At 73.4% G+C, this 6,508-nt stretch carries 6 protein-coding genes and 1 pseudogene; 2 read left to right on the top strand and 5 right to left on the bottom strand.

All coding sequences use genetic code 11. The features are described 5' to 3' along the window. Positions 1-46: 46 nt before the first annotated feature. Positions 47-736 (bottom strand): DUF305 domain-containing protein, encoded by a 690-nt coding sequence (locus G3I53_RS11810; protein ID WP_343240605.1) that lies wholly within the window; start codon positions 734-736, stop codon positions 47-49. 202 nt (positions 737-938) lie between these two features. Here G3I53_RS11810 and G3I53_RS11805 point away from each other — a divergent pair, with 202 nt between their 5' ends. Then, positions 939-2,441, top strand: coding sequence for a hypothetical protein (locus G3I53_RS11805; RefSeq protein WP_164333206.1), 1,503 nt, complete (start codon positions 939-941; stop codon positions 2,439-2,441). Here the strand turns inward: G3I53_RS11805 and G3I53_RS11800 are convergent. The 4 genes from G3I53_RS11800 to G3I53_RS11785 form a co-directional block, all read right to left on the bottom strand. After that, complete coding sequence (locus tag G3I53_RS11800) at positions 2,429-3,145, bottom strand: TetR/AcrR family transcriptional regulator (protein WP_164333207.1); 717 nt, start codon at positions 3,143-3,145, stop codon at positions 2,429-2,431. The two genes, G3I53_RS11805 and G3I53_RS11800, sit on opposite strands and share 13 nt — an antisense overlap. Positions 3,146-3,318: 173 nt before the next feature. Continuing rightward, on the bottom strand, positions 3,319-3,993 hold the full coding sequence (locus G3I53_RS11795) for a phosphatase PAP2 family protein (protein WP_164333208.1): 675 nt from the start codon (positions 3,991-3,993) through the stop codon (positions 3,319-3,321). Positions 3,994-4,060: 67 nt separating this feature from the next. Next, positions 4,061-4,996, bottom strand: coding sequence for a M56 family metallopeptidase (locus G3I53_RS11790; protein ID WP_164349437.1), 936 nt, complete (start codon positions 4,994-4,996; stop codon positions 4,061-4,063). A gap of 156 nt (positions 4,997-5,152) precedes the next feature. Then, a complete protein-coding gene (locus G3I53_RS11785; protein ID WP_164338307.1) occupies positions 5,153-5,695 on the bottom strand; it encodes a DUF5134 domain-containing protein in 543 nt (180 codons plus the stop codon). A gap of 157 nt (positions 5,696-5,852) precedes the next feature. On the opposite strand from G3I53_RS11785, the pseudogene G3I53_RS11780 reads away from it, so the two are divergent. Beyond that, positions 5,853-6,508, top strand: a pseudogene (locus tag G3I53_RS11780) (FUSC family protein); the annotation flags it as partial.

Below are 6,508 nucleotides of genomic sequence, written 5' to 3'. Positions count from 1 at the left end.
GCGGCACGCCCGGCGCTGAGCCGCACGCCCCGGACGCCGGGGCGTCTCACAACAGGGCGCGCATACGGGTGATCTCGCTGGTCTGCTGGGCCACCACGTCGTCCGCCATCTCCTCGATCCGGATGTTGTTGCCCTGCGCCTTCACGTCCGTGGCCATGGTGATCGCCCCCTGGTGGTGGGTGATCATCAGGGTCAGGAAGAGCTGGTCGAAGGCCTTCCCCTCGGCCGCCCGCAACTGCTTCATCTGCGCCGGGGCCACCATGCCCGGCATGGTCGCGTGATCGTGGCCGTCCCCGTGCCCCTTGCCGTGTCCCTCGTCGGTCTCCGACTTGCCGTGGGTCTTCAGCCAGCCGCGCATCGCCTCGATCTCCGGGCCCTGGGCGGCGGCGATCCGCTCGGCCAGCTTCACGATCCTGCCCGACTCGGCGCGGTCCGGGACCAGTTCGGTCATCTCCAGCGCCTGGGCGTGATGGACGATCATCATCCGCGTGTAGGAGACGTCCGCCGCGTTGGGGGAGTCGTCCTCCGCGCGCTGCCCGGCGGCCTCCTCGGCCGACAGGGTCCGGTTCTGCCCGCCCGGTTCACCCGGCACGATGACCGAAGGTCTCTTCGTCGCGGCGGACCTGTCCTCCTCGCCGCCCGACTCACAGGCGGCCAGGCCGAGAACGGCCAGGGCGACGAGTGCGGCCGGTCCGGCCGTCCGGGCCGGAGGGCGGTTCGGGCGGCGGAAGAGCACATCGGCCTCCTGTGGCGGGGGGTGTGGGGCAGGAGTGCACGGCACCTCGCCGGACTGCGTGGCCGCTTCGGCACGCTTCCACATGTCGCCGGTCGGAAAACCTCGTTGCGGCCGCATTGCCCCCTATTGATATGTGCATGACTGCCACGATACTGCCGGAGCGAAAACCGTTCGCACCGAACGGAACCAGGGAGGAAAAACAGTGATCCTGTTGCCCGATTCCCGAACCCGTCGCAGACGACTCGGAGTTGCCGCCGCCGCCGGCGGGCTGCTGGCCGCGCTCCTGACCGCCGCCCCGGCCACGGCGATCCCCGATCCGGGGGACGTGCCGACCGCCCCCGAAGAGGTGTCGCAGAGCGACCGCGCCGAAGCGCGCACGGCCATCGAGAACGGCGAGATACCAGGCCAGGACGAGGTCGCCCACTCCCGCAACATGCGCCATGTGGCCAACATCCCCAAGGACGCCCTGCCGGGGACCAACTCCGACCTGGCCTTCCAGGGCCGGTACGCCTTCGCCGGAAACTACGACGGCTTCCGCATCTTCGACATCAGCAACCCCAGGTCGCCGAAGACCGTCGCCCAGGTCCTGTGCCCCGGCTCGCAGAACGACATCTCCGTCTCCGGAGACCTGCTGTTCCTGTCCACCGACTCCTCGCGCAGCGACAGCAGTTGCAACAGCACCACCCAGCCGGCCACCGAGAAGTCCTCCTGGGAGGGCATGAAGGTCTTCGACATCAGCGACAAGCGGAACCCGCGCTACGTCGCCGCCGTCGAGACCGCCTGCGGCTCCCACACCCACACCCTGGTGCCCGAGCGCAAGAACGTCTACATCTACGTGTCGTCGTACTCGCCGAGCGCCTCCTACCCCGACTGCCAGCCGCCGCACGACGGCATCTCCGTCATCAAGGTGCCGCGCAAGGCCCCGCACAAGGCGGCGGTCGTCGGCTTCCCGGTGCTCTTCCCCGGTGAGGGCCCGGACGGCGGCGGCAACCCGGGCGCGCCCACCAACCCGGGCGTCTCCAAGACCACGGGCTGCCACGACATCACCGTGCTGCCCTCCAAGGACCTGGCCGCCGGCGCCTGCATGGGCGACGGCATCCTGTTCTCCCTCCGCGACCCGGAGCGCCCGAAGGTGATCGACCGGGTCCAGGACAACGTCAACTTCGCGTTCTGGCACTCGGCGACCTTCAACCAGAGGGCAGACAAGGTCGTCTTCACCGACGAGCTGGGCGGCGGAGGCGGCGCCACCTGCAACGCGGAGGTCGGGCCCCACCGGGGCGCCAACGGCATCTACGACATCAAGGGCAGGGGCGACCACCGCAAGCTGGTCTTCCGCAGCTACTTCAAGATCCCCCGTCACCAGGCCGACACCGAGAACTGCGTCGCCCACAACGGCTCGCTGATCCCCGTCAGGGGCCGCGACCTGATGGTCCAGGCCTGGTACCAGGGCGGCGTCTCGGTCTGGGACTTCACCAACTCCTCGAAGCCCAAGGAGATCGCCTGGTTCGAGCGGGGACCGCTGACCACCGACCGCCTCGTCACCGGCGGTGCCTGGTCGGCGTACTACTACAACGGCTACATCTACTCGAACGACATCGCCAAGGGGCTGGACGTCCTGCGCGTCGACGACCGGCGCACCGATCCGGCCCGCCGGGTCCACCTGCGTGAGCTCAACGTCCAGACGCAGCCGGACTACTTCGACTGACCGTCCGGCCCGGGACGGCGGTGCGGCACCGGGCACTCGGGTGCCGGACCGGTCGCGAAGAACCGCGACAGATCGGTCCGGCCGGCCTCACGCGTCCCGCCGGGTGCCTCGGTGCCCGGCGGGACACCCATCTCCCAGTCGAGCCGGTAGCGCTTGAACAGCTCCGCGCGCAGGACCGGCAGCTCCATGGGCGCCCCCGGCATCAGCGCCGCGAACACGGCCCCCATCAGCAGCGCGCGCAGCATCGGATAGTCGGTTCCGGTGTCGGACGAACCGTGCCGCGCCACCGTGTCGCTCAGCAGCTCCGCCAGACGCCGCTGCTCCGGGCACGGCACGAAGCCCTCCGCCTGCAGCAGCCCCGCCATGTGCTGGCGCATGAGGACCGGCCGGTCCCGCGCCAGACCCAGGATCGCGTCGATGGCCCGCGCCATCCGCTCCCGCCCGTCCTCGGTGCGCGGCTCCCGTTCCAGTGCCTCCTCGAGCGTGCGGTGCATCAGCCGGTGCACCGCGGACTGCACCAGGGTGCGCTTGCCGGGGAAGTAGTAGGAGACCAGACCGCGTGCGGTGCCCGCCCGGTCCGCGATGTCGCCGAGTGTCGTCGCCTCGTAACCGCGCTCGCTGACCACCTCGACGGCGGCCTGCAGAAGCCGCTCCTTCGAACGCCTTCGCAACTCTTCATTGACCGAGGCGCTGCGCGGGGACATGCTTGACTCCTGCGTTGACTGGCTGCCAGCCAACTATACTCAGCGCGTCCGGCCGTGCCCCTCGTGGGGCGCGGTCCGGCTGCCGCTCTCCTCGGGCGACGCGGGGGATCGTCCGAGGGGAGTGGTGTCTTCCCTGGTCAGCGGGGCGGGGGAGCGGGGCGGAGCCCGCGGGGTCAGGGGCGGTGCCGCAGACCGTGGACCCACACCGCGGTGGCCACGACGAAGGCGCCCAGCAGCCAGCCTGCCAGGACGTCCGTGGGCCAGTGCACGCCCAGCCATACGCGCGTGAGCCCGACGCCCGCCACCGAGACCGCCGCCAGCGTGACCGCCGTCCACCACAGGCGGGGGCCGACGCCCCGCCGGTGCAGCAGCCACAGCAGCAGGCCGAGGACCACGGTCGCGGTCATGGCGTGACCCGAGGGGAAGGCCGCGTAGTGGGCCGAGTCGACCGGGTCGGGCCAGACGGGGCGGGCACGGCCCACGGCCGCCTTCAGGCCCTGTTGCAGCGCCGCGGCCAGGGCGACCGTCAGCACCAGCCACACCGCCGTCCAGCGGGCCGCGTACCGCCACAGCAGCAGGACGGCCACCGCGCCGCACAGCACGCGCAGGGTCAGCGGGTCCCACACCCAGTCGGTGAGGATCCGGGCCGCCCGGGTCAGTCCGGGCTCCTCGACCGCCCACCGGTGGGTGGTGCGGGAGATGTCGCGGTCCAGGCCCAGCAGCGGGCGCCAGCCGAGGGCCACCAGGAGCAGCAGGAGCGCCGAGCAGAGGGCCAGGACACCGGCGGACCGGGCGGCGGGGCGGGGGTCCGGCGGAGCGGGCGGTGCGTCCACGTGGGGGGTGTGCATGGGGTGATCCTTGCCGACCTCGGGGGCGTGGGGCCGGACCCGGTCGCGGCCCGCGCGGCCCCCTGGACTACCCCAGTGCCCGCAGTCCCGGCATGAATGCCAGCAGCACCGGAACCACCGGCACCAGCGACGCCGCGGCCGTCAGCCGCAGCCTGCGGCCCGCCGTGAGCCGGTCCGGGGGCGTCAGCAGCCGGTGCACGCGGGCGCGGACCTGGGCCTGCGGGGTGGGGCAGGGGCCGAACACCCCGCGGTCCTCGTTGAGTTCCACCAGCGCCAGCGCGGTGGTGAGGCGGCCGAAGCGGCGGGAGGCCACGTCGTCGGCGGCGAGTTCCACCAGCCGGTGCATCTCGTCGCGGAACGCCGCGAAGACCCGCACCTGGGGGAACCCGGCGGCCAGCGCCCCGGAGCAGTTCAGCAGCCAGTCGTGCCGGGCCCGGGCGTGTCCCCGTTCGTGGGCGAGGACCGCGTCGAGCTGCCGCCCCTTCAGGCGGCGCAGCGCGGCGGTGGTGACGACGAGTTGGGGCGGCGTCCCCGGCAGCCACCAGGCGTCGGGGCGGTCGCCCTCCAGCACCACCAGCCGGTCCTCGCCGGGCTCCTCACCGGGCAGCAGCGGCGCCCGCACGACGAGCTCGGCCCGGCGCGCGCGGCGCCGGGCACGCGCCCGCAGGACCTCGCGGACGAGCATCGCGGCGCTCCACAGTCCGCCGCACGCCAGGACCACGGCGGTGGCCGCCGCCGTGGGGCCGGCCGTTCCGAGCGCGTACGCCTCCACGACGGCGCCGGGCGCCGTGGCGAAGACGTGGCCGCCCACCGCCTGCCAGGCGGCCGCCGCGCTGAAGGTCATGGACAGGGCGCAGCACACCAGTACGGCCGCGACGACGCACTGCCACACCCACAGCGCCACCACCGGTTCCCGGTCGGTCCAGTCCGCCCGGGCGAGCAGCCTGGGTCCTGCCACGGCGGTCAGCACGCCGAGCAGCAACAGGGCCGCGGGGAGCATCATGCGCCCAGCCTAGGGCGCGGGCCCGGTCCGGTGGTACGGCCCGGCCGGCGAAGTGACGCAGACAACGGCCCCGCGCGGGCCGGGGGCAGAGCGCATGGCGACCGCAACCGGGTGCGGTGGTCCCGTCGTCGGGGGCGCCCGTGCGCCGGTGCGCGCTCACATCATGAGCAGCATCGCCACCATCGCCATCCCCATGGAGAGCCGGCAGGCGCGCGCCACCTCGGGCCGGTCGCCCCACCCGGGAGCGGGACCGGCACCCGCGACGGCCGGCACGGGTATCAGCCGGACCCCCGCGACCAGCACGTAGGCGCAGAAGTAGAGCAGCAGGAGGCCGGTCAGCAGGGGCAGGCCGGAGCCGCCGTGCCGGTGACCGGAGGACCCCGCCATCGCCACCGACATGTGGACCATGGCGCCCGCCTCCACCAGGTGGTGCAGATGGCGTGGCCTCGCGCGCGCCGCCCACAGCGCGTGGAGGCCGACCGCCCCGAACAGCAGCGCGTAGGCGGACCAGGCCCAGGACGGCGGGGTGAACACCGCCGCGGGCACGGCCATGGCGGCCATCCCGAACCCCATGAGGGCCTCCCCGCCCGCCGCGCGGCGCTGCTCCTCGACACCGCTGCGCATCCGCAGCAGGCAGTAGGCGCCGGTCGCCGCGCAGAGCGCGACCAGCAGCCAGCCGGACGACGCCGGTCCGTGCACGCGAACCTCCCCCTCGACCCGTCGGCGGTCGGTCAAGGACTGCCCGGGGTTCGTGCCGTGCACGCGAGCGCACGGGTGTACACGGGGAGCGTTCGGGGAGCGCGCCCGGCAGCGCGGAAATGTTTTACGGGTAAAACACATGCTAATGTTGTCCGTCATGAGCAGTGCGACCCCCACCCCGCCCCACGCCCCGCGCGCCCCCCGCACTCCTCGCCTCCCGGTCGCCGGTGTGCTCCGCCCCGGCCGCCCCTCCGGCATCTGGTTCAAGCCCGCCATCAGCGTGGTCGTCGCGGCCGCCCCGCCCAACCTGCTGCTCGTCGCCCTCGGACGGCTCGACCTCGCCCTGTACACCATGGCCGGATCCCTGTGCGCGCTCTACGCCCACAACCGCCCCTACGCGGCCCGTGCCAAGGTCCTGGCCGGGGTGGTGGCCGGCATGGTCGCCAGCCTGGGCGTCGCCCTCCTGGCGGCCTCGCTCACCCGCCACGCCGTCCTCCTGGTCACCGTCGGCGCCGTCCTCGCGGCCGTGCAGAAGGTGGTCTGCGACGCCACCCGGATCGGACCGCCCGGCCACGTCATCCTCGTCTTCGTCAGCTCCGCCGCGCTCTTCATGCCCCAGACCCCCGGGCAGCTCCCCGGCCACCTCGGCCTGGCCCTCGCCGCCGGGGCCTGGGCCTGGCTGGTCGGCATGGCGCCCGCCCCGTTCCGTCCGCACGGCCCGGAACGCCGCGCCACCGCCCAGGCCCTGAACGCCGCCGCCGGGTACGCCGAGGCGGCCCGTTCCGGCGCCACCGGGACCCGCGCGAGCGCCTA

The organism is Streptomyces sp. SID14436, from assembly GCF_010548465.1.
In the GTDB taxonomy this organism is placed as follows: domain Bacteria; phylum Actinomycetota; class Actinomycetes; order Streptomycetales; family Streptomycetaceae; genus Streptomyces.
Note: the sequence above shows the minus strand (reverse complement) of the source record. Positions and strands in the feature narration are given on the sequence as shown.

Coding starts and splice junctions, on each gene's coding strand:
- G3I53_RS11795 (WP_164333208.1), bottom strand. CDS start 3,993: ATGCACACCCCCCACGTGGACGCACCGCCCGCTCCGCCGGACCCCCGC.
- G3I53_RS11800 (WP_164333207.1), bottom strand. CDS start 3,145: ATGTCCCCGCGCAGCGCCTCGGTCAATGAAGAGTTGCGAAGGCGTTCG.
- G3I53_RS11790 (WP_164349437.1), bottom strand. CDS start 4,996: ATGATGCTCCCCGCGGCCCTGTTGCTGCTCGGCGTGCTGACCGCCGTG.